A 22,246-nucleotide genomic window follows, 5' to 3' on the forward strand; every position below is an offset into this window, starting at 1 on the left:
TCCCTTCTGGGGCTCATTGAAAGCCGACAATCACCAACCGGCAAGACCCAGGAAATTCACGACCTCTCGGACAAACCACCCGAGGTGCTCGGTCATGACGCTGTGACGTGCGGGACCGCGTCGTAGGCCGCCCAGTCGGCGCTGATCGCGCTCGCCGTCTTCAGCAGCAGCGGCAGGTGCTCCTCGGTGAGCTTCTCGAGTGAGGTCTCGGCGGCGTGCGCGTTGACGTTCACGGCCGCGATCACGTTGCCCAGGCCGTCGCGCAGCGGCGCCGCCACCGACCTGATGCCCAGCGCGAGCTGCTCGTCGGTGATCGCCCAGCCCTTGGCCCGCACCGCACGCAGCGCCGCCTCGCGCTCCCTGGCGTCCGGGCGCCAGCGCGGCTCGATGCCGGAGCGGCTCGGCTCGGACAGCACCCGCTCCACCTCGGCCGGCGGCAGCGCCGCCAGCAGCACCTTGCCCAGGGACGTCTGCAGCGCCGGGAAGCGGGTGCCGATCTGCACCGACAGGGCGACGATCTTCGGGACGGAGACCCTGGCCACGTACACGATGTCGGAGCCGTCGAGCTGGGCGATCGAGGACGACTCGCGCGTCAGCGTGACCAGCCGCTCCAGGTGCGGGCGGGCCACCTCCCACAGGCCCATCGAGCGCACGTACGACACGCCCAGCTCCAGCACCCTCGGCGTGAGCGCGAACCCGCCCTGCTCCGGCCTGGCGTAACCCAGCTCCTGGAGGGTGAGCAGGATGCGGCGGGCCGTCGGGCGGGCCAGGCCGGCGGCCGTCGCCACCTCGGTCAGCGACATGACCGGGCGGCCCGGCTGGAAGGCCCTGATGACGTCGAGGCCGCGTGCCAGCGCCTCGATGAAGTCAGGTCCGGTCTCACCACGTGCCATGTACGCCCTCGCTCGTTTCTGGATCTGCTCGATCCGACTTTAGGGTCTCCTACAGGCGGTGGGTGGAGTCGCTGCGGTAGTCGGTGTAGGTGTAGGGGTTGTCGAGGACCTTGGTGGTCGGGATGTCGGGGTTCATGCCCTTCTCCCAGGCCTCCTCCCCCATCTCGCCCTTGAGGAAGTCGACCGTGCGCTCGACCGCGGCCCGCGCGGCCGCCAGGTCGATCCCGGCCAGGCGGTGCTCGTGCTTGACGACCCGGCCGTTCACGAGCACGGTGTGCACGTCGCCGCGCTGTGCCTGGAACGCGACGTGCCCGAACGGGTTGAGCACCGGGAACGACACGGGCGAGTGGTCGTTCTTGATGAGCACGAGGTCCGCCTTCTGGCCGGGCGCGAGGGTGCCGAGGTCGTCGCGGCCGATGGCGGCGGCGCCGCCCCGGGTGGCCCAGTCCACGACCTGATCGGCGCGGAGCGCGCAGTGCGTGACCGTCTCGCTCTTGGCGTGCGCCTCCAGGTGCTCGCGGGAGCGGTCGGCGCCGAGCGTGGCGCGCATGGCGGAGAACAGGTCGCCGCTCCACCACACGCTGGTGTCCATGGACAGCGAGACGGGGATGCCGTGCGAGCGGATGGCCCAGGTGGGCGGGTAGCCCTGGCCCGCGCTCTGCTCGCTCTCCGTGGAGACCGAGATGGAGCCGCCGGTGGCCGCGATGCGGTGGTAGGAGTCGGCCGACAGCGAGGCGGCGTGCACGTAGATGGTGCCGGGAGTCATGAAGCCGTGCTCGTACATCAGCCGGATGCCGTCGTCGCCGGTGGCGCCCCACACGCCGGCGTGCGTGGTGATGGTCACGCCGAGGTCGCGGGCGACCTCGAAAGCGGGCTGCTCGGGGAACGACGGGTCGCCGAGCACGTCGAACGCCATCTGGAAGCCGAGCATGCCGTCGCCGGTGATCCTCCTGCGCACGAAGTCGCGGAACTCCGGCGCCGTCGCCCACTCGGCGGGCGGCTGCTGGATGTTGCCGTACGCGAGCACGTACCGGCCCGGCACCGACCGCAGCGCGTCGGCGGCGGCGTCGGCGTGGTCGGGGGTGCGCAGGCCGTGCGACCAGTCGACGACGGTGGTGACGCCGGCGTCCAGGGCCTCGATCGCGGCCAGCGTGTTGCCCGCGTGCACGTCCTCGGGCCGGAACAGCTTGCCGTACTCCAGGTAGAACCAGACGAAGTACTGCGTGAGCGTCCAGTCGGCGCCGTAGCCGCGCAGCGCGGTCTGCCACATGTGGCGGTGCGTGTCGATCATGCCGGGCATGACGATGCCGCCGGAGGCGTCGATCTCGGCGGCGCCTTCCGGGGCCTCCAGGCCGGGGCCGACGGCGGCGATCGTGTCCCCGGTGACGAGGACGTCCGTCTCGGGCAGCACGCGGCGGCCGTCCATGGGCAGCACGGTGCCGCCGCGCAGCACTATGGGGCGTCCGGCCTCGAAGTCGTTCATGGCACGCTCCTCGCTTGCGAACGATTGTCCGCTGTACGGTCACCGTCACTGTGATGAACCGGTGATGTGCTGTCAAGACGGTTGACGGGGGCCGGGGCGCGTGCTGTGATCGCTTGGGCGGACATTCGTCCGTTACGCGGACGCGAGGTGGAGCTGGATGACTGACGGGCCTTTGGTGCGAGGTGGGGCCGGATGACTGACGGGCCGTTGTCCGGCGTGCTGGTGGCCGACTTCTCCCGGATCCTGGCCGGGCCGTACGCGACGATGTTGCTGGCCGACCTCGGCGCCGACGTCGTCAAGGTGGAGGGGCCGCAGGGCGACGACACGCGGACGTGGACGCCGCCGGCGCGCGGCGAGGTGTCCACGTACTACCTCGGGGTCAACCGGGGCAAGCGGTCGATCGCGCTGGACCTGCGCGACGAGGGCGACGCGCGGCTGGCCAGGGAGCTGGCCCGGCGGGCCGACGTGCTGGTGGAGAACTTCCGGCCGGGCGGCCTGGCCAAGTACGGGCTCGACTACGCGGCCGTCTCCTCCGGCAACCCGGGCGTGGTGTACGCGTCGATCAGCGGGTTCGGGTCGGGGGCCGGGGCGCGGGTGCCGGGCTACGACCTGATGGTGCAGGCCATGTCGGGGCTGATGAGCCTGACCGGGGAGCCGGACGGGCCGCCGTACCGGGCCGGGATCTCGGTGTTCGACGTGATGGCGGGCAACCACGCCGTCATCGGCGTGCTGGCCGCCCTGCGGCATCGCGACACGACCGGGCAGGGTCAGCACGTCGAGGTGAACCTGATGTCGTCCGCGCTGACGGGGCTGGTCAACCAGAGCTCCGCGTACGTGGCGGGGGACGTGGTGCCGTTCAGGATGGGGAACGCGCATCCGAGCGTCTTCCCGTACGAGCCGCTGCCCACCGCCGACCACGACCTGATCGTGGCCGCGGCCAACGACGGGCAGTTCAGGAAGCTCTGCGAGGTGCTCGGGATCCCCGAGGTGGCCGCCGACCCGCGGTTCGCGCGCAACGCCGACCGTACGGCGCGGCGCGAGGAGCTGCGGCCGATCCTCGTCGAGCGGCTGGTCACCCGGCCGGCGGACGAGTGGTTCGCCCTGCTGGTGGACGCCGGGGTGCCGAGCGGGCCGATCAACACGATCGACGGCGGGTTCGCCGTTGCGGAGCGGTTCGGGCTGGAGCCGGTCGTGGTGGTGGGCGAGGGCGAGCGGGCGGTGCCGACGACGCGGCATCCGATCCGCTTCTCCGAGACGCCCGCCGGGTACAGGCTGCCGCCGCCCGAACTGGACGAGCACGGGGCCGAGCTGCGCAAGTGGCTGGAGGGCGGGTCGCATGCCTGAGGACGTGGCGGGCGGGCGGGGGCGTGAGTATCCGACCGCGCTGGGGGCGTCCTCCCGCAAGGAGATCACGCTGCTCGGGCAGGACCTGGCCGCGGACGTGATGGGCGAGGTGGGGTTCGGCGAGCTGGCGTTCTGGCTGGCCACGCAGCGGCGGCCCGCCCCCGGCGAGGTGCGGGTGTTCGAGGCCGTGCTGGCCGCGCTGGCCGATCACGGGTTCACGCCGACCGCGATCGTGACGCGGCTGACGTACCTGTCGGCGCCGGACTCCGTACAGGGGGCACTGGCGGCCGGGCTGCTCGGCGGCGGCTCGCGCTTCCTCGGCGTCACCGAGGACTGCGGCCGGTTCCTGCACGAGACGATCGCCGGCCGCGACCCGCTCCCGTGCGACGACGCCGGCTGGGACGCGCTCGCCCTGGAGACCGTACAGGCCCGGCGCGAGTCCGGGCGGCTGGTCCCCGGGCTCGGCCACCACGTGCACAAGGACGGCGACCCGCGCACGCCGCGGCTGTTCGAGATCGCGACCGAGGAGGGGCTGTTCGGGCCGCACCTGTCGCTGTTCGCCGCCATCGGGCGGGTGCACGCGCGCGTGCTCGGCCGGACGCTGCCGCTGAACGGCGCGGGGGCCTGCGGGGCCGCACTCGCCGACCTGGGACTGCCGCTGGAACTGCTGCGCGGGTTCGCGCTGCTGGCCAGGACCGCCGGGCTGATCGGGCAGCTCGCCGAGGAGCTGCGCCACCCGGTGGCCAACGAGATCTTCCTGTCCGTGGACCTGAACAACCGGTCCGTCCCGCCCGAGCCGTACCCCGAGGGAGGCCCGCATGGCTGAGCACGTCGATGGAGGCCCGCATGGCTGAGGTCGTCGCCGTCATCGCGTCCACGCACCACCCGTTCTACTACCGCGCCAACACCGCCACCGGCGAGGACCGCCCGCCGTTCGCCGACGAGTGGGTGCGCAAGGTGATGGCGTTCCGGGAGACGCTGACCAGGGCCAGGCCGGACGTGCTGGTGATGGTCGGTTCCGACCACTTCCACCAGCTCTGGCTGGACAACATGCCGCAGTTCCTGATCGGCAAGGCGCCCTACTACGACGCGAACTTCTACAACGAGGAACGCGAGTTCGGCCTGCCCCGCATGGTGTGCCGGGGGCAGGAGGACCTGTCGGCGCACCTGCTGCGCGAGGGCCTGGACGCCGGGTTCGACCTGGCCTTCTCCAACGAGCTGCGGATCGACCACTCGATCACCTGCCCGATCATCACCTTGCGCCCGCAGAACGACCTGCCGATCGTGCCCGTCTACACCAACATCTTCGCCCCTCCCCTGCCGCGGCCGAAACGGTTCGTGCAGCTCGGGCGGGCCATCAGGGAGATGGTGGAGTCGTGGCCGTCCGACCAGCGGGTCGCGATCATCGGCACCGGGCACCTGTCGCTGGAGCTCGGCGGGCCGCGCCAGTTCGGGCCGCACGGCCCCGACCCCGAGTTCGACCGCAAGGCCGTGGAGTGGATCTCCTCGGGGGACATCGAGGGCTGCCTGGCCGAGGTCACCCTCGACAGCCTGCACCTGCCGGGCAACGCCACCCACGGGTTCATGGACTTCATGCTCATGATGGGGGTGGCGGGGGACGGGCGTAAGGCCGACTACGTGGACACCTACGACCTGTTCCACACCATGGAGGCGTACTTCACCTGGTTCCCGGACGGAGGCGGCCGGTCGTGAGCAAGTACCTGCTGAACAAGTTCCTGTTCACCGTCGACCGCGATCCCGAGCTGGTCGAACGGTACCGCGCCGAGCCCCGGGCCACGGTGGAATGGTGGGAGGGGGCGTACGCGAACCGGATCCTGGGGTGTCACGAAGGGGAGTCGTCCACGTGGCTGGGGTTCGACGACGTCGAGCGGGAGGCGCTGGCCTCGCATGATTATCCGCGGCTGTTCGAGCTGGGGGCGCATCCGTTCCTGATCCTGACGTTGTTCATCGCGATGTTCGAGCGGGATCATCCGCCGCTCGGGTTCCAGACGGAGTATGCGCGGCGGCTGGGGCATGTGCGGCTGCCTTACCCGGACATCGCGACCTGATGAACGACCGCCCCACCGGCCCGGCCGCCGACCAGCCCTCCGACCGCCCCACCGGGCCGGCCGCCGGCGAGCTCTCCGATCGCGCCACCGGCCCGGTCCCGGGCACCGCGCCCGCTGCGCCCGCTGCGACCGCTGCGACCGCTGCGACCGCTGCGCCGGTAATGGTCGCCGCTCGGGTCGAGGTCTGCGGGGAGGCTCCCGTGGTCGCCGGTTGCCCCTTGCCCGTGGCCGGTGGAGGGCGGGAGGTCGTGCGGGTGCTCGCCGCTCCGATCACGCCGCTGGACCTGCTGTGCGCCACCGGGGCGTCGTACTTCGGGACGCCCGCGGTGCCGTACGTGCCGGGTGTCCAGGGGGTGGGGACGGTGGGCGGGCGGCTCGTGTGGTTCCCGACGGCGGCGGGGATGGCGGCGGGTGACGGGAGCATGGCCGAGCTGGCTCCGGCCCGGGCCGAGGAGCTGGTCGAGCTGCCCGCAGGGACCGATCCGTTCGCCATGGCGGCGCTGGGGCTGTCGGCGGTGGCCGCGTACCTGGCGCTGACGTGGCGGGGTGAGCTGGCGGACGGCGAGCAGGTGCTGGTGCTGGGCGGGGGCGGCGTGGTGGGGCAGGCCGCCATCCAGCTCGCCCGCCTGGCGGGGGCGCGGCGGGTGGTGGCGGCGGCACGTTCCGAGGACGGGATGCGGCGCGCCCGGCGGGCGGGCGCCGATGCCGTGGTCCCGCTGGGCCCCGTGGCGAGAGCCGTACCAGGCCGGCGAATCGCCCCTGAGGCCGACGGCGGGCGAGCCGGCGCGGAGACCGTGACCGACGGCGGGCGAGCCGGCGCGGAGACCGTGGCCGGCCAGGTGGAGGAGCTTGCGCGCCGGCTCGCCGCCGTCTGTGACGGGCCCGTGGACCTGGTGCTCGATCCCCTCTTCGGCGTCCCGGCCGCGGCGGCGGCGCGTACGTTGCGCAACGGCGGGCGCCTGGTCAACCTCGGTGGCTCGGCGTCGGAGACCTGCCCGCTCGACTCCGCCACCCTGCGCAGCCGCTCACTGCGCCTCCTGGGTTACACCAACAACGAGCTCACCCGTGAGCAGCGGTCGGCGGCCATCACGTACGTCGCGCAGCAGTCGGCGGCCGGGCGGCTGCGGGTGGAGCACGAGGTGGTGCCGCTGGCACAGGCGGCGGACGCGTGGCAGCGCCAGGCGGCGGGCACCACGAACGGCCGGATCGTCCTGCACACAGGCTGACCACCCCGCCGACCATCACCCTGTCGCATGGCACGGGCCGGTTCCGGCGGCCCGGGCGGCGAGGAGGCGCAGGCCGTCGTGGTTCTTTGCCGCAGGCACGGAATGGCGGTGGATCACGCCGGCCGATAGCCGACCCGGCCGTTGCACGGCATCGAGACTCCCAGGCGCCACCGGGCCGGAAAAGGGGCGGCTCCTGTCCCCGGACGACCCTGTCCTGGGACAGGTCAGGCCCCCGCACCCACGTCGGAGCCGCGCGATCCCGTACAGCACCCCGGGTGGCCGCGTGGTCAGCGCAGCGCGGCGGCGAGGAGGCGCCACTCCTTCCGCGGAAAGACCTGGGCCTCGGCGGTGACCACCTGCACGCACACGTGATCGGCGCCGGCGGCGCGATGCTCGTCCACCCGTCGCAGGATCGCCTCCTCGTCCCCCCACGCGAACACGTCGTCGAACACGCGGTCGCTCACCGACGCCAGCTCCTCGGGCGAGTAGCCGAGACGCAGGAGGTTGTTGGCGTAGTTCGGCAGGGCGAGGTAGCCCCGCAGCCAGCCGTCGCCGATCGCGCGTGCCTCCTCCCTGTCCGCGCAGAGGATCACCGTCTGCTCCGGGAGCAGCAGCGGCCCCTCCCCCAGTGCCTCCCGCGCGCGCCGGGTGTGCTCGGGGGTGACGAGGTACGGGTGCGCGCCGCGCGCCCGCCTGGCGGCCATGTCCAGCATCTTCGGGCCGAGCGCGGCCAGCACCCGGCTCTCGGCGGGAACCGGCTGGTCCGCCCGGTCGAGCTCGTCGAGGAACGCCGACATCGCCGCCAGCGGCTTGCGGTAGCGGGCCGGCTCCTGTTCGTTGTTGACGGCGACCGCGTGGCTCACGCCGATGCCCATCAGGAACCGTCCGTCGTGCGCCGCCGACAGCGAGGCGAAGGAGGAGGCGACGCCGGCCGGGTCGTGCATCCAGAGGTTGAGAATGCCCGTGGCCACGACGATCTCCCGGGTCGCGGTCAGCAGGTTGGCGACCGCGTCGAAGACCGGCCCGCCGCCGTCCGGGAACCACAGGGCCCGGAACCCCAGCTCGTCGAGCTCGGCGGCCGCGTCGGCGGCCTCGCCCGGGTCGCCGTAACGCAGGTGGTGACTCCACACGCCCACACCGGAAAGATCCACGGCAGCCTCTTCCACAGCCGGCACACGAGGTGACGGCCACCACCCTATCCATGAAGATCTCCTGCGCAGAAGATCGGAGCGCGTGTTGCCCTGCCCTGGAGTGTCAGGTGACGGATCTCCGGGTGGGGGCTCTCCCCCGTGCGGGGGAGGCGGCTCCCCCGCGCACGGGAGTGCCGTCCGGGCGGGCGGTTCTACGGTCGGGACCATGGTTGATGTCGATCGTCCGCGGCGCTGGCCGGCGTACGCGGTGGCGTTGTTGTTGCTCGGGTACGCCGCGGGGAAGGCCGTCTTCGCCCTGCAGGCCCGGCTCGGGTTCCCCGGAGGGCCGCCGGTGCCGGCCGCCGAGGCCGCCGCCTACCTTCTGGATCCGGCGTTCGCGCAGTGGCTCGCGAGTGCGTCCGGGGTGGTGGGGGCGTGCGTCGCGCTGGCCACCGTCACGCCGTTCGGGCGGTGGGTGTCCAGGACGTTGATGCTGGTCGTGCTGGCGGTGATGACGCTGGCCGTGGTGGGGGGTGGCGGGATCATGGCGCTGGACGGGTTCGTGGGCATCGGGGTGGGGTGGCAGTGGTACCACGGGGTGCTCGGCCTCGTCGCGATCGGCGCGACCGTGGAGATGTCACGGTCGTATCTGGTGGCGACGCGACCGGCACGGCGGCCGGGCGGCGCCAGTGCCGCGCCCGGCGCCGGCGGGTGAGGCGGCACTGGGAGCGGGGCGCGGGACCGGTGGCTGAGCGCGCAACTGGTGTTGGGCGTGGCGCTGGTGGCTGGGCGCGACGGTGGCGGATGGTGGTGGTCAGGCCTGGGCGAGCTGGGCCACTCCCGAGCGCGGCGACGACAGCACCGGGACGCCGCCGCCCGCCTCACCCACGATCCGGGCCATGGACGCCTGGGCCAGCACCACCACGTCCACCTTCGCCGCCAGCTCCCGGAACCCGTCGAGGACCAGCGTGTCGTGCCGGGCGGCGTCCCCGGCCCGCAACGCCTCGAACGCCCCCTCGCACAGCCGGGGCACGACCTCCCGTTCCGCCTCGCGCCGCGCCGCCGCCCGCTGGACCGCGCGGGTGGTGGGGCCGAGGGTGGTGGCGAGCGTGGCCAGCACGCCGATCCGGGCGCCTTCCCGTACGGCCTGCTCGGCCATCGGCTCGTCGATCCGCAGGATCGGCAGCGCGGCGAAGGGGCGCGCCCGCTCGGCCGCCTCGCCGATGGACGAGCAGGTCACCAGCAACGTGCCCGCGCCGGACTCCTCGGCGTAGGCCGCGTACGCCGCCACCCGGCGCAGCACGTGCGGCGGCGGGCCGCCGGCGGCGATGGTGTCCTGGAGCAGGCTCTCGTCCACGAAGTGCAGGATCCGCGCGTCCGGCCGCACCTCGGCGGCCAGCTCGGCGAGGGGGGCGGCGAGCGCGGGCACGGTGTGCAGCATCGCGACCGTCACCCCGGCCGGCCCCGCCGGCCGATCCACACCGGTCGCGGGACGGCTCACCGGACCCGCTCCGTGCATCGCGGGGCGCTTCATCGGGTCCGCCCCCTGCGTTTCGGAGGGGCCCATCGGACCGGTTCCCTGCGTCTCGGAGGGGCCCATCGGACCGGTTTCCTGCGGGTCGGGGCGGGTCATCGGGCGGTCCAGGGGCGGGCGTGCTCGTCCACGATGGCCGCCAGTCCCTGCAAGCGAGGTACCGAGCGGGAGCGCAGCTCGGCGGCCACGTCCTCGGAGCCGACCACGTCGCTCCAGACGGCCCGCCCGGCCAGCATGCCCGACGCCCCGGCCCGGCAGGCGGCGCGGACGGCGGCGGGGAAGTCGTCGCGCTCCACGCCCTGGGAGAGCACGACCCACGGGACGGGGATCGTCTCGTCGAGCCGGGCGCATTCCTCGGCCAGCCGTTCCTCCGGTACCGCCCCGCCCAGCGGGACCTGTGCCTTGTACAGGCTGGGCCGCAGCCCGGCCAGCTCCCTGGCCGCCTCCCGGATGGCGGCGGGCCCGTCGAACGTGGTGGCGCCGGCGGCCGGCTTGGCGACGCCTTCGAGGACGGACAGCAGCCCGGCGTCCGCGCACCGCCGTACGAACTCGGCGGCGATCTCCAGCCGCCGCGCCCGCCGCTCGTCGTCACGCCAGATGAGCAGCAGCTTGGCCGCCACCGCCCCGGCCTGCCTGGCGGCGGTCAGGTCGACGCGCTCGTCGATCGCGGTGTCCTCCACGGGCCCGTCGGGCTCCTGCCGCAGGCTGTCCACGGCGACGATCAGCCCGCCAGGCACCATCCGCCCGGCCGCCACCTGCCCGAACCCGTAGTCCTGGTCGATGAGGAACCCGGACGCGTACGGCCCGACCTCCCGCGCCACCGCCAGCTTGAACGACGTCAGCCGGTCGTCCCCCACCCGCTCCCCGAGCGCCGCCGTGAACATCTGCCTGAGGCTCTCCCGCTGGTCCATCGCGACCATCGCGAACCCGCCGGACGGGCGGGCCAGCAGGTCGAGCGTCGGTGTGGTGGTCCGCTGGGTGGTCATGGGTGCTCCTGTCGTCGGGCTGAGGTACGAAATCGTTCGTAGAGGGGCAGGTAGGCGGCCTGGAGCCCGGGGTCGGGCGGCAGGCGTTCCGCGGGCAGCACGGGCACGCCGTCCAGCGAGCCGCCCGCCTGCCCGGCGATGAGCGCGGCGCCGGCGCAGACGGCGTCGTCGGCCCGCACCACCTGGACGGGCACCGGCGAGACGGCCGCCTTGACCCGCATCCAGAGCGGGATCCTGACCTGGCCGCCGAACACGGCCACGCTCCGGGGGGTGGTGCCGGTCAGGGTGGTGAGCTCGTCGAGGGTCCAGCGGGTGTGCAGGCAGGTGCCCTCGATGGCGGCCGCGAGCAGGTCGCCGGGGCCGTGACCGGTGGCGATCCCGGACCACGCCATCCGCCGGCCCCGGTCGGGCGCGGGGGCCACCCGGCCGCGCAGGTACGGCTCGACGACGATCCCGGTCGGCAACCGCACCCCCGCCAGCAACCCGGGCAACGCCGCATACCCACCGGGCCCGCTCGCACCACTGACGTCATCACCGCCGCCCCCACCCTCCGGGCCCGCGCCACCGATGACCGCCCTGGCATCGGGGCCGGAGTGGGTGGTGGCGGGGCCAGCGGTGATGTCGCCGGAGGTGGCGGCGCCGGCAGCGTGGGTGGCAGGCGTGGCACTGATGAGTTGCATGGCGCATGTGGCGAGAGTGGCAGGAGTGGCAGACGTGGCGAGGGTGGCCGGAGTGGCGGGGGCGAGGAGGCTGAGGAGCCAGTCCACCACCGCGCCGCTGGTCGGCAGCCCGCCCACCACCACCGTCCCGGCCCCGTCCAGCGACGGATCCGCCGTCACCCCCAGCGCCAGCCCCGCCCCAGGCTCCGGCCGCACCGCCGACGGCACCATCACCGCCTCGGCCGTCCCCAGCGAGTCCGCCACGTCCCCCGGCCGCCGCACCCCCGCCGCCCACGCCCCCACCGCGTGATCGTGTCCGGCGATCACCACCGGCGTGCCGGGCAGCACGCCGGCGATGCGCGCCACCACCCCGCCGACCGGCTCCACCGCGGGCTGGACGGCGGGCAGCCGCACGTCGCTGAGCCCGGCCAGGGCGAGCAGTTCCGCGTCGTACTCGCCGGCCGCGACGTGGTAGCCCAGCGTGCGCGCCGCCAGCGTGGCGTGCGTGCGCAACACCCCGGTGAGCGCGTACGCGACCACGTCCGGCACGCTCGCCCACCACCGCATGGACCGGAACACCTCCGGCGCACGGCCACGCAGCCACAGCCACTTGGCCAGCGGCGCCTTGGCGTCGGCCCACCGCCCGGTACGCGCGTACAGGGTCCCGGCGTCCAGGCCCAGCTCTGCGATCTCGGCCGCGCCCCGGGGATCGTTCCACCACAGCAGCGGGGTGAGCGCCTGCCCGGACCGGTCGAGCGGCACGCCGGTCTCGGCCATACCGGCGATCCCGATCGCCGCGGGGGCGCGCCCGGCCCGTTCGGCGCACTCCTCGAGCCCTCGCGTCACGGCGGCGACGAGCGCGGGCAGGTCGCGGGGCGTGGCCTGCCGCGTGGCGGCGGCGCAGCCGCCGCGGTCGTCGAAGAAGCCCACCTTGACGTGGGTGGTGCCCACGTCGATCCCGGCGGTGAGTGCCCGCGGCGTTCCCGGCGTCATGTTGTCACTATAAGTCCAGAAGTTGGCGGAAAAGTGCCAACTCTTGAGTCATAATGCTCATATGAGCAGCGAAGGCACCCTCCGCTACACCTCGGCCCCGCACCGCCGCGAGGCGATCCTGCGCCGCATCGAGCTGGACGGGTACGTCGCCGCCGCCGACCTGGTCACCCACCTGGGCGTCTCCCCCAACACAATCCGCCGCGACCTGCGCAGGCTGGCCAGCGAGGGCCTGATCAGGGCCGTACGCGGCGGCGCCACGGCGGCGGACGCGACCGCCCCGCCCTTCGCCGACCGCTCGGCCCAGGCCGCCGAGGCCAAGCGCGCGATCGCGGCCGCCGCCGTCGAGCACGTCGAGCCGGGCACGGCCGTGGCGCTGGACTCGGGCACCACGACCCTGGAGATCGCCAAGCTGCTGCCCGCCGGCGCCGGTCTCACGGTGATCACCCACTCGCTGCCCGCCATCGCCGTCCTGGCCCCCCGCCCGGACATCACGCTCATCGGCATCGGCGGCCAGTACGGCAGGGACACCCGCTCCTTCGGCGGCCCCGAGACCCTGGCGGCGCTGGAGCACCTGAGCGTGCGCACGCTGTTCCTGGCCGCCACCGCGCTCGACGGCTCGGGCGTGTACGGGGCGACGCCGTACGAGGCCGAGACCAAGCGGCGCCTCATCTCCATCGCCCGCAGGACGGTCGTCGTGGGCGACGCGCGCAAGTTCGCGCTGAGCGCCCCCATCCGGGTGTGCGGCTGGGAGGCGGCCGAGCGCCTGGTGACGGACGGCGTCCCGGCGGGCTTCGCGGGCGTCAGGGTGCAGCTCGCGCCATAGGTGAACTCGCCAAACGACTCCGCCGGCACGGCCTCGAAGGCGATCGCCTTTTCCCATAACGCCTTTCAAATCAGCCCCGCGCGAGCCGGGGCGCATTCCTGAATGCCAGGAAACCGGCAGGAAACACCTTCTTGACAAACCTCACGAGCGCCCAATACTCTCCAGCCAAAATTTAATCGATTCAATCAAGCGGAGCTCGTCACATGAGACCCCCCAGCAGCATCCGCCGCGCGTTAGCCTCAGGTCTGGCAGCCTTGCTCTGCCTGCCGATCACGGCACTGCCCGCGTCCGCCGACACCCAGGGCCGCCACCGTGACGGCATCAGGCTCGAGCACCTCGACCGCGGCCTGGTCGCGGCCTCCACCAGCGAAGGCGTCTTCCTGAGCTGGCGTCTCCTCGGCGACGAGGTGACCGGCGCGGGCGCCACGGGCATGACGGGCGCCGACTTCCGCGTGTACCGCGACGGCCGCCCGATCGCCACGGTGACCGACAGCACCAACTACCGCGACCCCGCCGGCACGGCCGCGTCCGAGTACCGGGTCGCCCCGATCGTGAAGGGCCGCGAGGGCCGCCGCAGCGCTGTGGCGAAGCCTTGGATTAAAACGTTTTATGACCTTCCGCTGAAGAAGCCGGCCGACGGGGTGACCCCCATGGGCGAGGCGTACACGTACGCCGCCAACGACCTCAGCGTCGGCGACGTGGACGGCGACGGCCAGTACGAGTACGTGGTCAAGTGGGACCCGTCGAACTCCAAGGACGTCTCGCAGCGCGGCTACACCGGCAACACCTACCTGGACACGTACGAGCTGGACGGCACCCTGCGCTGGCGGCTCGACCTGGGCGTGAACATCCGCTCAGGCGCCCACTACACGCAGTTCCTGGTCTACGACTTCGACGGCGACGGCCGCTCGGAGACGATGCTCAAGACCGCCCCCGGCACGAAGATCATCCGCTACGGCTCCGACGGCCGGGTGGTGTCCGAGCGCTACGTCACGATGCCGCGCGAAGACCTCAAGGCCGGATACGCCAACACCGACGACTACCGGAAGAGTGCCGCAGACTATTTCGACCACGTTGTTGAAATGTTCGCGAAATGGCACGAGCACCCGGAGGTCGTCGCCGGGCGCTGGCCGGCCACGCTGGAAGAGGCGTTCGGGATCCCGAAGAAGTACGCCTACCCGCTCTCGCAGGCCGACGCGACCGAGCTGGCGAACTACTTCGTCGACGTCTACGCGCCGGCCCGCAGCGGCAACAACCGGCTGCGGGAGTTCAACGGGTTCGTCCTGACCGGCCCCGAGTACCTGTCGGTGTTCGACGGCGCCACCGGGCGCGAGCTGCAGACGATCCACTACAAGCCCGGGCGGGGCGACGACGGCCTGTTGTGGGGCGACTACGCGATGGCCAGGGTCGAGCCGGGCAACCGGGTGGACCGCTTCCTGTCGTCGGTCGCCTACCTCGACGGCAAGCGCCCGTCGGCGGTCTTCGCGCGCGGCTACTACACGCGTACCACTCTGGTCGCCTACGACTGGAACGGCAGGCGACTCAAGGAGCGCTGGTACGTCGACAGCGGCCACGCCCCGATGTCCAACCCGTTCAACGCGGGCCCGCACGGCGTGGACGGCACCAACCCCGAGTACGCCAAGCTCACCACCCAGGGCTTCCACTCGATGAGCGTCGCCGACGTGGACGCCGACGGCAGGCAGGAGATCGTCTACGGCGCCGCCACCATCGACGACGACGGCGACCTGCTCTACTCGTCCTTTGCGCAGGCCCCTCCGGAAAGCGCCTTCCCAGGTCAGAACATCCGGCTCGGCCACGGCGACGCCATCCACGTGGGCGACTTCGACCCCGACCGGCCCGGCCTGGAGATCTGGACGGTGCACGAGGGCGGCCGCTCGGCCCCGTACGGCTGGGCGCTGCGCGACGCGGCCACCGGCCAGGTCGTCCACGGCGGCTACAGCGGCGTGGACACCGGCCGCGGCATGACCGGCGACATCGACCCGGACATCCGCGGCGTCGAGAGCTGGTCGTCGATGCCGCCCGACCAGACCGTCCAGGCGGGCCTGTGGTCGGCGCGCGGCGAGTACCTGGGCAGGAACGCGCCCGGCACGAACATGAGCATCCGCTGGGCCGCCGACATGACCACCCAGCTCGTCAACGGCACCGCCACCACCGTCCTGCAGACGCCGACGATCGACGACTACCGGCGCGGCACGGTGCTGACCGCCGAGGGCACGCTCACCAACAACTGGACGAAGGGCAACCCTGGCCTGGTGGCCGACGTGTTCGGGGACTGGCGCGAGGAACTGCTGGTCCGCACCGCCGACAGCGGCGCGATCCGGATGTTCGTCAGCACCGAGCTGACCGACCGCAAGCTGTACACGCTGATGCACGACCCGCAGTACCGGGTGGAGGTGGCCAGGCAGCAGACCGGCTACAACCAGCCCGCCTACCCGAGCTTCTACTTCGGCTCGGACATCGACTGGTCGAAGGTCCCCGTACCCGGCCGCAAGTGATCTGACAGCGAGGGCCGGCCACGAGGCCGGCCCTCGGTGTCACGCCTGGAAGCCTCCGGCGAACGGCGTCTCACGCCACTGGGCGATGGCCGGTTTCACGTAGTCCAGCAGCACGGGCAGTTGCGGCACGAGCGCGAGGACGGCGACCGCCCGCAGCATGCCGACGGCGTTGACGAAGGCCATCACGTCCGCGTCCAGCGGCCTCATGCCGTTGTGCTCGGCGCGGCGGTTGTAGGCGGCCTCGTACTCGGGCCCGAGCGCGGCCAGGTCCCACTCGACGGGGCCCAGGGTGACCAGCTCGAAGTCGGAGTAGAGGTCGCCCTCCACCCCCAGGAAGATGTTCGCGGGCGGGGAGTCGCCGTGAACGGGCTGGAGGCCGATCCCCGGGAACGCGTTCTCGAACGCGGCACGGGAGCGTACGACGGGCTCCAGGACCTGCCACTCGCGGCGCGCGCGGTCCAGGTCGGCAGGGTCGATGAGGTCGGGACGCTCCGCGAGCATTTCGAGACTATCCGTGACGAAGTGCGGCTCCGCCGCGGACAGGAACTCCAGCTCGCCGGGGTACGCGCGCATCGCGGCGTGCAGGTCGGCGGCGCTCGCCGCGTTCGCCACGTAGTCGGGCTCCCTGTCCCGGTCCTCCTCGACGAACTGCCAGAACGTCATCGAGAAGCCGTCACGCCGGACGGGCTCCGGCGGCACCAGCGGGCTCGGCGGGATCACGGGAGTCCCCCGGTCCGCGAGCCACCGTGACACGTCCAGCTCCGCCCGCTGGCGGCGGGCCAGGAAGCCGGGGTCCGTGCCGGGCGGCAGCACGGTGGGGACCCGGGCCACGACCGGTGCGGGCGCCAGGTGGACGACGACCGAGAACAGGTCATGGACCACCCTGGCGTCCGTCACGGTGAGGCCGAGGTCGCGGCCCGCCCCGGTGGCGGCGTCGAGGGCGGCGGCGGTGCGGCGGGCCAGGTGGGACGGTGTCAGATCATCGGTCATCGTCCGATCGTTCCATGGCGCCGGACGTGAAATGACCGCCGGTCCGCCGTGGACACGCGAAAAGGGCGCCCCCCGTACGGGGAGCGCCCTCTGCGTCGATGTCAGTGGCCGGCGTTCTTGACCGACACCTGCTGGGTCATGGTGCTGTTGTCCTTCTCGGACCAGGCGCCGGTGGAGAAGGCCACCGGGAAGCTCTTCTTGCCGACACCGTCGCCCCACTTGGTCACGACGTAGTCGATCTTGATGTGGCCCTCGCCGTCGACGCCGTCCACACCCAGGGTGTCCGGGTTGAACGTGCCGCCGGTCAGCTCGGCGAAGGTCTTGGCGTCCAGGTCGAGCATGACACCACGGTTCGAGGGGTCGCCGGGACCGCGGTCACCCACGAAGAAGGGCATCTTCTTGCCCTTGTAGACCACGTAGCCCTCGGTCATGAGAGGCCAGCTCGGGCTGGCGACCAGACCCTTCTGCATGGGCTTTCCGGCGGCCGGGAGGCCGGTGTCACCGGCGCGGCCCGAGGCGTCGTCCCAGAAGTAGGAGGCCGTGGTCGAACCCTTCAGCAGGCCCTGCTTCTGGTCGGTGTTGCCGGAGTCGGCGTGCGCCGCGGTCGAGCCAATCGTCAGCGCCGTGGCAGCGGACGCGGCGAACATGGCAATGGCACGCAGGCGAGCAGACATAGTAAAATAAGGTCCTTTGTTAGGGGACGGGACATGCGCCCAACGGACGTAGCCGGGCAGCACGCCGTACGGTCGCTACGTGGAGCGCAGGAGAATCCAAGGAGCCGGATTCGGGATCCGCGAGCCCTGCTCTTCCAGAGGTAAGGCGCAGGTCACTCGCTGGTAACACGCACTAAGTTACCCACCGATCCGGACAAAGGCAAACGAAACCCCATGAACCGGGCAAAGATCTACCCTGCCCGGTAAAGCGCTCACTGGACGTCCTTCCGCAGCACGCGCAGAACCCCTACGGCCATGGGGATGACGACCCACACCGCCACCGCCGCCGCCAGCCGCGCGGCGTCGCCCGCGCCCATGCTCCCGTCCATCAGCGCGTTGCTGGCGGTGTTCAGATCCAGCCATTCGGCCAGCGTGGCGCCCACCGGGCCGAGGCGGGTCACGAAGCTCCACAACATGGGCGTGACCAGGTAGATCACTATCGCCGCCGGCGCGTTCATCAGCAGCATGCCCATGGCCAGCCCCTCGGCGGCCGAGAGCACGGTCGTCGCCGTCCAGCCCAGCAACGGGGCCATGTCGAGCCCCCAGGTGGCCTCCACGCCCCGCACGGCAGCGGACAGGGCCGTCATCGGCACCGCCACCAGCAGCGCCGCCAGGCACGCCAGCACGGCCGCGGCCAGCACGGGCAGGCACTGGGCCGCCAGCACCCGCCCCCGCCGGGGCTCCAGCGTGAACGTGGTGAGCGCGGTGCGGTGGCTCCACTCGCCGGTGACGGTGAGGATGCCGAGCACGGGCAGCAGCACGCCCATCGCGATCCCCGCGGTGTTCGCCAGGGTGTACAGGTCGGCCGTTCCGGTGAACAGGCCGCGGCCGGCGACGAGCGCGAGCGCGGCGGCGGCCAGGACCCCTGTCATGATCACGCTGGTGCGGGTGTCCAGCAGCTTCCTGGTCTCGACACGCAGCAGGGTGGCGAAGGGGATGCGGTGCGTGGTGGTCATGCCGTTCTCCGATCGGCGTGGGAGGTGAGGTCGAGGAAGGTCTGTTCGAGGCTGCGGCCCCCGCCCAGCTCGGCGGGGGTGCCCTGGGCCAGCACCCGGCCGGCGCCGATCAGCACGATGTGATCGGCCACCTGCTCCACCTCGTGCAGCAGGTGCGAGCTGAGCAGCACCGCGCACCCCGACCCGGCCAGGCCGCGCAGCAGCTCGCGCATCCACTGGATGCCCTGCGGGTCCAGGCCGTTGGCCGGCTCGTCCAGGATGAGCGCCCTGGGCCGCCCGAGCAGGGCGTGGCCGATGCCGAGGCGCTGCCGCATGCCCAGCGAGTAGCCGCCGACGGCCTGCCTGCCCTCCTTGCCGGTCAGGCCCACCAGCTCCAGCACCTCGTCCACGCGCGACCTGGGCAGGCCGAGCATCATGGCGCCCAGGGTGAGCACCTCCCGCCCGCTGCGGCCGGGGTGGCGGGCACCGGCGTCGAGCAGCGTGCCGACGTCGTACGCGGGGCGCTCCAGCTCCGCGTACGGCCGCCCGAGCACGATGGCCGAGCCCGAGGTGGGGCGGCAGAGCCCGGCCAGGATGCGCATGGCCGTCGATTTGCCCGCGCCGTTGGGCCCGAGGAAGCCCGTCACGGTGCCGGGCGGGACCGTGAAGGACACCTCGTCCAGCGCCCTGGTCCCCTTGTACGTCTTGGTGACGCGATGGAATTCGATCACGGGGGCAAGTCCATCGGAAACGCCGCCCCGGCTCATCAAGCCTGGGTCGACGGTTTCCGTCCCCAGGGCTGCCCCGCCGCCCGCGAACATGGACCACGGTCTGCATCGAGGTGGACCTGGGGAGCTAAAGCGCAGGCCAAGTGGTCTCTAGGCTGGAGTCCGTGCACGACCTCCACGACGCCGCCGAACGCCCGCCGAATCTCCGCCGCGCCTCTCGCGGCTCTCTGGACGCCCTCGGCACCGGCATTCTCTACCTGCTCGCCTCCGCCCCGCTGCTGATCTTCATCCTCCTGCTGGTCCGCCAGGTTCTCCGTGCCGATCACGCGGAGCTCGACCCCTTCAGGCTCTTCGACCTGGCGGTGGGCGTGGCGGGACTGGTGCTGCTGAGGTGGCGGGAGCGATGGCCGTGGCAGGTGGCGCTGCTCACGGCGGTGCCCACGGTCGTCTTCTGGTCCCTCAACGGCCCGGCCATCGTCGCGTTCGCCTCGCTGGCCGCGCACCGCCGCTGGCGGCAGGTGGTGCCGGTCGCGGTGGTGTTCTGGCTGAGCATCATCGCCTCCACCCTCTGGTGGCAGAGCAACTGGCTGCTGACCGCTCTGTACGCGCTGGTCGGCGGCGTGGGGCTCACGGCGCTGACCGTCTTCGGCCTCTACCTGCGCGGCCGGCGGGAGCTGCACGAGGCGCAGCGGGCGGCGGAGGAGGCGGCGCAGGCCCAGCGGGTCGAGCAGGCCAAGCTGGCCGAACGGCTCAAGATCGCCCAGGAGATGCACGACGTCCTGGCGCACCGGATCTCGCTGCTGGCGATGCTCGCGGGCGGCCTGGCCTACCGCAAGGACCTGAGCCCCGAGCAGACGCGCGAGGCCGCGCTGGCCATCCAGGAGAACGCCCACCAGTCCCTCAACGAGCTGCGCGCCGTGCTCGGCACGCTGCGCCGCGGCAGCGGCCCCGAGGCGCCGCAGCCCACGCTGGAGCACCTGGACGCCCTGTTCGCGGAGGTACGCGCAGCCGGCCAGCGGGTCGAGGTGGACGACTCGGTGGACCGCAGGGAGCTGCTGCCGGCGCAGACGGGGCGGCACGCGTACCGGATCGTGCAGGAGGCCCTCACGAACGCGCGCAAGCACGCCCCCGGCAGCTCCGTGCGCGCCGAGATCGGCGGGCGCCCTGGCTCGGGGCTGCGGATCCGGGTGAGCAACCCGGCGCCCGCCGGCGCGCCCGCCGGGCCCGGCGGGCGGCTCGGGCTGGTCGGCCTGGCCGAGCGCACCCGGATGGCCGGCGGCAGCATCACCCATGACGTACGCGACGGGCGCTTCGTCCTGGACGCCCTGCTGCCGTGGGAGGCTTGACCCCGTGATCAGAGTGGTGATCGTGGACGACGACCCGATGGTGCGCACGGGGCTGCGCCTCATCCTGGGCGGCGAGCCCGACCTGGAGCTGGCCGGCGAGGCGGGCGACGGCAAGCAGGCCATGGCGGTGATCCGCGACCTGCGGCCCGACGTGGTGCTCATGGACATCCGGATGCCGGAGCAGGACGGCCTGACCACCACCGAGCTGCTGCTGGCCCGCCGGGACGCGCCCCGGATCCTGGTGCTCACCACGTTCGACGCCGACGACATGGTGCTGCGCGCGCTGCAGCTCGGGGCGAGCGGCTTCCTGCTGAAGGACACGCCGCCGCCGAAGATGATCGAGGCGGTGCGGGCCGTGGCACGCGGCGAGCCGGTGCTGTCGCCGACCGTCGCCCAGCAGGTGATCGCGGCGGCCACCGGGCGCTACGAGCCGCCGCGGCCGGAGGCGGCGCGGGAGCTGGAGGTGCTGACCGAGCGGGAGCGGGAGGTGGCGGTGGAGGTCGCCAAAGGCAGCTCCAACGCCGAGATCGCGCGGGACCTGTCGGTGAGCGTGGCCACGGTGAAGGCGAACATCACGCGCATCTTCGCCAAGCTCGGGACCGACAACCGGGTGGTCGTGGCCATGAAGGTGCGCGACGCGGGCCTGCTCTGAGCCCGTGCTCCGAGCCCGTGCTCCGAGCCTATGTACGGGCCGGTTTCCGGCCGTGCGGCGCGGTGCTGCGGCGGACGATGAGGGTGGTGGCCAGCTCGATGCGGGTGCCGGAGGGGCCCTTGGGGTGGGTGAGCTCCTCGTACACGAGCCGCACCGCCTCGTTGGCCATGTCGTCGAGCGGCTGGCGGACGGTGGTGAGCGGCGGCGAGAGCGTCTCGCACAGCAGCGAGTCGTCGAAGCCGACGACGGACAGGTCGTCGGGCACGCGCAGGCCGCGCTCGGTGGCCGCCTGGTAGACGCCGGCGGCCTGGAGGTCGTTGCCGGCGAAGACGGCTGTGGGCGGGTCGTCGCGGTCGAGCAGCTCGCCGCCGTAGCTCTTGCCGCTGCCGACCAGGAAGTCGCCGTAGCGGGTGAGCGCGGGGTCGGAGTCGATGCCGAACGTACGGTGTGCGGCCAGGTAGCCCTCGTACCGGTCGAGCGTGCACTGCGTGTCGAGCGGCCCGCCGATGAAGGCGATCCTGGTGTGGCCGAGCTCCAGCAGGTGGGTGGTGGCCATGACGCCGCCCAGCCAGTTGGTGGCGCCGACGGTGGACAGGCGCGGGTCGCGCTGGCCGACCGGGTCGAGCAGGACGAGCGGCACGTGCAGCAGCTCCTCCAGTGCGGCGATCTCGCGCTGGTCCGCGCGGGAGAGCACCAGGACGATGCCGTCGGTGTTGCGCTTGCGGACCATGCCGATCCAGCGCCGCAGGTCGAAGTCGGAGCGCGCGGAGGAGGTCACGACGAGCGAGAAGCCCCACCGGGCCGCCGCCTTCTCCGCGCCGCTGATGAGCACCTGGGCCCACGGGGAGCCGAGCCCGTCGATGAGCAGGTCGACGACGCCGACGCGGGGCGCTGTGGGTGGGCGCGGGGCCTCGTAGCCGGAGGTCCTGACCGCTTCGAGGACCTTGACCCTGGTGGCGGCGGAGACGTGTTTCTTGCCGCTCAGCACCTTGGACACCGTCGGCACCGAGACTCCGGCGGCCGCCGCGACGTCGGCCAGCGTGGCTCGAGGCACAGGACCTCCCGTGTGTTGAAACTTTCGGAAAACCCACCTGAAACTGGGCGGTGCTTTCACCTGGACAATTGGGAAGCGGCCGCCATTTGATACGCGCTGTTGACAGGGTTGCGAGCAGGACCCTACCGTACTTGATCGATAATGTCACGATAATCTTTCGGAAAGTTCACCA

General features: G+C 72.5%; 21 protein-coding genes. 10 read left to right on the forward strand and 11 right to left on the reverse strand.

What is annotated here, in order from left to right; genetic code table 11:
• Window positions 1-92: 92 nt before the first annotated feature.
• Window positions 93-893: an IclR family transcriptional regulator domain-containing protein gene (locus tag HD593_RS30690; protein ID WP_185105472.1), complete on the reverse strand. Its 801-nt coding sequence runs from the start codon at window positions 891-893 to the stop codon at window positions 93-95.
• A gap of 49 nt (window positions 894-942) precedes the next feature.
• Entirely contained in the window at window positions 943-2,376 is a 1,434-nt protein-coding gene (locus HD593_RS30695) for an amidohydrolase family protein (protein WP_185105473.1), read from the reverse strand.
• 192 nt (window positions 2,377-2,568) lie between these two features.
• Here HD593_RS30695 and HD593_RS30700 point away from each other — a divergent pair, with 192 nt between their 5' ends.
• Genes HD593_RS30700 through HD593_RS30720 form a run of 5 tightly spaced genes read left to right on the forward strand, consistent with a single transcriptional unit; the run spans window position 2,569 to window position 7,015 of the window.
• Window positions 2,569-3,720 carry a CaiB/BaiF CoA transferase family protein gene (locus HD593_RS30700; RefSeq protein ID WP_185105474.1) on the forward strand — a complete coding sequence of 384 codons (1,152 nt, stop codon included), beginning with the start codon at window positions 2,569-2,571 and terminating at the stop codon, window positions 3,718-3,720.
• Complete coding sequence (locus tag HD593_RS30705) at window positions 3,713-4,546, forward strand: citryl-CoA lyase (RefSeq protein WP_185105475.1); 834 nt, start codon at window positions 3,713-3,715, stop codon at window positions 4,544-4,546. Before HD593_RS30700 ends, HD593_RS30705 begins: the two co-directional genes overlap by 8 nt.
• Window positions 4,547-4,566: 20 nt before the next feature.
• Complete coding sequence (locus tag HD593_RS30710) at window positions 4,567-5,433, forward strand: DODA-type extradiol aromatic ring-opening family dioxygenase (protein ID WP_185105476.1); 867 nt, start codon at window positions 4,567-4,569, stop codon at window positions 5,431-5,433.
• Window positions 5,430-5,789 (forward strand): hypothetical protein, encoded by a 360-nt coding sequence (locus HD593_RS30715; protein WP_185105477.1) that lies wholly within the window; start codon window positions 5,430-5,432, stop codon window positions 5,787-5,789. The genes HD593_RS30710 and HD593_RS30715 overlap by 4 nt, the downstream gene beginning before the upstream one ends.
• Window positions 5,789-7,015: a zinc-binding dehydrogenase gene (locus tag HD593_RS30720; RefSeq protein WP_246546800.1), complete on the forward strand. Its 1,227-nt coding sequence runs from the start codon at window positions 5,789-5,791 to the stop codon at window positions 7,013-7,015. The genes HD593_RS30715 and HD593_RS30720 overlap by 1 nt, the downstream gene beginning before the upstream one ends.
• 287 nt (window positions 7,016-7,302) lie before the next feature.
• Here HD593_RS30720 and HD593_RS30725 read toward each other — a convergent pair whose 3' ends face one another.
• Window positions 7,303-8,166, reverse strand: a complete 864-nt coding sequence (locus HD593_RS30725) for an LLM class F420-dependent oxidoreductase (RefSeq protein WP_185105478.1) — start codon at window positions 8,164-8,166, stop codon at window positions 7,303-7,305.
• 205 nt (window positions 8,167-8,371) lie between these two features.
• On the opposite strand from HD593_RS30725, the gene HD593_RS30730 reads away from it, so the two are divergent.
• Complete coding sequence (locus HD593_RS30730) at window positions 8,372-8,860, forward strand: hypothetical protein (RefSeq protein ID WP_185105479.1); 489 nt, start codon at window positions 8,372-8,374, stop codon at window positions 8,858-8,860.
• A 99-nt stretch (window positions 8,861-8,959) separates the two neighbouring features.
• Here the strand turns inward: HD593_RS30730 and HD593_RS30735 are convergent, their stop codons facing one another.
• From HD593_RS30735 to HD593_RS30745, 3 genes are all read right to left on the reverse strand, one after another.
• On the reverse strand, window positions 8,960-9,646 hold the full coding sequence (locus HD593_RS30735) for an aspartate/glutamate racemase family protein (RefSeq protein WP_185105480.1): 687 nt from the start codon (window positions 9,644-9,646) through the stop codon (window positions 8,960-8,962).
• A gap of 128 nt (window positions 9,647-9,774) precedes the next feature.
• Window positions 9,775-10,665 carry a hypothetical protein gene (locus HD593_RS30740; protein WP_185105481.1) on the reverse strand — a complete coding sequence of 297 codons (891 nt, stop codon included), beginning with the start codon at window positions 10,663-10,665 and terminating at the stop codon, window positions 9,775-9,777.
• Complete coding sequence (locus HD593_RS30745) at window positions 10,662-12,317, reverse strand: FGGY-family carbohydrate kinase (RefSeq protein WP_185105482.1); 1,656 nt, start codon at window positions 12,315-12,317, stop codon at window positions 10,662-10,664. The genes HD593_RS30740 and HD593_RS30745 overlap by 4 nt, the downstream gene beginning before the upstream one ends.
• A 61-nt stretch (window positions 12,318-12,378) precedes the next feature.
• On the opposite strand from HD593_RS30745, the gene HD593_RS30750 reads away from it, so the two are divergent.
• A complete protein-coding gene (locus tag HD593_RS30750) occupies window positions 12,379-13,140 on the forward strand; it encodes a DeoR/GlpR family DNA-binding transcription regulator (protein WP_185105483.1) in 762 nt (253 codons plus the stop codon).
• A 203-nt stretch (window positions 13,141-13,343) separates the two neighbouring features.
• The gene (locus HD593_RS30755) at window positions 13,344-15,656 is read left to right on the forward strand and encodes a rhamnogalacturonan lyase (RefSeq protein ID WP_185105484.1); all 2,313 of its coding nucleotides are present in this window, start codon (window positions 13,344-13,346) and stop codon (window positions 15,654-15,656) included.
• Between the two features lie 39 nt (window positions 15,657-15,695).
• Here HD593_RS30755 and HD593_RS30760 read toward each other — a convergent pair whose 3' ends face one another.
• From HD593_RS30760 to HD593_RS30775, 4 genes are all read right to left on the reverse strand, one after another.
• Complete coding sequence (locus HD593_RS30760; RefSeq protein ID WP_185105485.1) at window positions 15,696-16,646, reverse strand: phosphotransferase family protein; 951 nt, start codon at window positions 16,644-16,646, stop codon at window positions 15,696-15,698.
• Window positions 16,647-16,747: 101 nt separating this feature from the next.
• Window positions 16,748-17,320 carry a hypothetical protein gene (locus HD593_RS64560; protein WP_185105486.1) on the reverse strand — a complete coding sequence of 191 codons (573 nt, stop codon included), beginning with the start codon at window positions 17,318-17,320 and terminating at the stop codon, window positions 16,748-16,750.
• 251 nt (window positions 17,321-17,571) lie between these two features.
• Complete coding sequence (locus HD593_RS30770; protein WP_185105487.1) at window positions 17,572-18,315, reverse strand: ABC transporter permease; 744 nt, start codon at window positions 18,313-18,315, stop codon at window positions 17,572-17,574.
• Complete coding sequence (locus HD593_RS30775; protein ID WP_312903810.1) at window positions 18,312-19,025, reverse strand: ABC transporter ATP-binding protein; 714 nt, start codon at window positions 19,023-19,025, stop codon at window positions 18,312-18,314. Before HD593_RS30775 ends, HD593_RS30770 begins: the two co-directional genes overlap by 4 nt.
• A 161-nt stretch (window positions 19,026-19,186) precedes the next feature.
• Here HD593_RS30775 and HD593_RS64565 point away from each other — a divergent pair, with 161 nt between their 5' ends.
• Together HD593_RS64565 and HD593_RS30785 are read left to right on the forward strand one after the other, a co-directional pair.
• A complete protein-coding gene (locus HD593_RS64565) occupies window positions 19,187-20,368 on the forward strand; it encodes a sensor histidine kinase (RefSeq protein WP_185105489.1) in 1,182 nt (393 codons plus the stop codon).
• A 4-nt stretch (window positions 20,369-20,372) separates the two neighbouring features.
• Entirely contained in the window at window positions 20,373-21,020 is a 648-nt protein-coding gene (locus HD593_RS30785; RefSeq protein WP_312903812.1) for a response regulator, read from the forward strand.
• Between the two features lie 28 nt (window positions 21,021-21,048).
• Here HD593_RS30785 and HD593_RS30790 read toward each other — a convergent pair whose 3' ends face one another.
• Window positions 21,049-22,074, reverse strand: a complete 1,026-nt coding sequence (locus tag HD593_RS30790) for a LacI family DNA-binding transcriptional regulator (RefSeq protein ID WP_312903814.1) — start codon at window positions 22,072-22,074, stop codon at window positions 21,049-21,051.
• Window positions 22,075-22,246 lie beyond the last annotated feature (172 nt).

The sequence above is a fragment of the Nonomuraea rubra genome (genome assembly GCF_014207985.1).
Lineage (GTDB): Bacteria > Actinomycetota > Actinomycetes > Streptosporangiales > Streptosporangiaceae > Nonomuraea > Nonomuraea rubra.